Origin of the sequence: Ensifer aridi (assembly GCF_002078505.1) — a bacterium.
Lineage (GTDB): Bacteria > Pseudomonadota > Alphaproteobacteria > Rhizobiales > Rhizobiaceae > Sinorhizobium > Sinorhizobium aridi.
In genome coordinates this window covers 1-1820 of record NZ_LUAV01000017.1, presented here as the reverse complement: position 1 = coordinate 1820, position 1820 = coordinate 1, and the positions used below count along the sequence as shown (strand labels likewise).

3 protein-coding genes are annotated in these 1820 nt (G+C 60.4%); 1 reads left to right on the top strand and 2 read right to left on the bottom strand.

Going from position 1 to position 1820, the window contains the following annotated elements:
• A partial coding sequence (locus AYK65_RS17165) for a pyridoxal-phosphate dependent enzyme (protein WP_139793202.1) occupies positions 1–428 on the top strand: 428 nt, incomplete at its 5' end.
• 66 nt (positions 429–494) lie between these two features.
• Here the strand turns inward: AYK65_RS17165 and AYK65_RS17160 are convergent.
• Positions 495–896 (bottom strand): hypothetical protein, encoded by a 402-nt coding sequence (locus tag AYK65_RS17160; protein ID WP_026617618.1) that lies wholly within the window; start codon positions 894–896, stop codon positions 495–497.
• 215 nt (positions 897–1111) lie between these two features.
• A complete protein-coding gene (gene gfa / locus AYK65_RS17155) occupies positions 1112–1687 on the bottom strand; it encodes an S-(hydroxymethyl)glutathione synthase (protein WP_026617619.1) in 576 nt (191 codons plus the stop codon).
• Between the last annotated feature and the right edge of the window lie 133 nt (positions 1688–1820).

Sequence of the window (1820 nt, the reverse complement as noted above, 5' to 3'; positions counted from 1 at the left end):
GAGGCCTGATCTCGGGAATCGCAACGGCCATCAAGGAAACGAAGCCGTCGGTGCGCGTTATCGGCGCAGAGCCTGCCTTGACACCGAAGTATTTTCACAGCCGGATCAACAAGGAGCGCACATTGCTGCCCTTGAAGAACACCATTGCGGATGGCTTGAGGTTAAGTGTTCCGGGCCAAAACCCGTATCCGATCATCGAAAAGTACGTGGACGAGATCATTCTCGTTGAGGACGAGCACATCGTCGCCGGGATGCGGACTCTTGCCAAGGATGCGAAATTGATCGCTGAACCAGCCGCCTCGATTGGCGTCGGAGCCCTGTTAGCGGGCAGCATAGACGTCAAGCCCGACGAAAAAGTTTGCGCGGTGTTGAGTGGAGGGAACTGGGACTTAAGCGACCTTGCTGAGATATACAAGGTTGCTGAGTAAGCGTGTCCTGGACATGGGCACGGCCTCTTTCACCATGCCCAGGTCAGCCGCCGAGGAGACGAGGCCTCACTTTTCTCCAATCAGGCCTTTGATTTCCGCCAGCTTCTTCATACAGCCCTGCTCATCGCCGGCTGCGGCCATTTTGCGGGCTTCTGCTACGAGCTGGCTCGGCTTGTCGGCACTCTCACCGGTTCGTGTCCCGGTTACCTGCTCCTGGTGAGGCGAAATCGCTTCCGTCTGGGTGCCGGTCGATCCTGTTATTTCAGTTCCGGCGCCCTTCTTCTGTTCGCCGGGCATGACTTCTTCCTGGTGCTCGGTAACGGGCGCGCCGGACCCACTGCCGCTTGCGCCCGTTTCCGCGGAGGTGATGGCTTGCCCGAGCTTGTCGAGTTCCTGACGGCAGTCCGCGAATGCCGGCGCAGCCAGCAGAAGCGGCACGGCCGTTACTGCTATGAGACGTATCAACATGTTGCTCTTTGCTCGCTGTTTGGACGGTAGAGCGTCCGTTAGACCTGTGGGGCAAACTAGGCTCTGCGCGAAGAGTTCCCTGTAGAGAGCTGATTTAACCCGGATTTGCAGTGCCTACAGCGCCGTGCGTCAGACGCACAAAGGACGCTGCAGCACAAACGCCCTGTCGGCCGCCTTGACGAGCGCACCGACAGGGTTGAATTGGCTCCGTCTGCTCAAGCCGGAAGCGCGCCCGACCTCTTCGCGACCCAGGTGGCGACATAGTCCATCAGGGCCGGCGACAGACAGTCGTAGGGCTCCAGGCCAAGCTCTCTCAGGCGGGCGCGGATGCCATCCATCTGGCCGGGATCGACGCCGGATTCGATGATGGAGGATACGAAGGCCGCAAAGCCGGGCGGAGCCCAGCCCGACTCCTCGAATCGCTCAGGGTGAATGAAGTCCAGCCCCTGGAAGGCATGCTCCCGCTCCACCGGCCCATACATGTGAACGCCGCATTCCCTGCAGGCGTGCCGCTGGATCAGCGCGGACGGATCGACCACTTGCAGCTTGTCGCCGTTTTCGAGCACGGTCACCTTGTCATGCGGAACGACCGCGACAATGGAGAAGTAGGCGCCACTGGGCTTCCAGCATTTGGTGCAGCCGCAGGCGTGGTTGTGGGCAATCTGTCCCTCGATCCTCACCCTGACCGGCCTGTCCGTGCAGGCACAAACGAGCGTGCCCCCGGCGAAGTTCGGGCTGGCCTGTTTAATGCCACCATCCACCGCCGGATGAATCCGAATTGACGTGTCCATTTCGTGTCCTCCCTGTTGTGCCGAAGCCCAGTACCGTCTCGTGTTCTGTGGCGCTTCGGCTTGGTTCGAGCGCCCGGTAGTTACGCTCAGTACAGCACGACACTCCTGATGCTTTCGCCGGAATGCATGAGCT

Bases quoted from the DNA above. Each gene is read 5' to 3' on its own strand.
- AYK65_RS17160 (WP_026617618.1), bottom strand. From the start codon at position 896: ATGTTGATACGTCTCATAGCAGTAACGGCCGTGCCGCTTCTGCTGGCT.
- gfa (WP_026617619.1), bottom strand. From the start codon at position 1,687: ATGGACACGTCAATTCGGATTCATCCGGCGGTGGATGGTGGCATTAAA.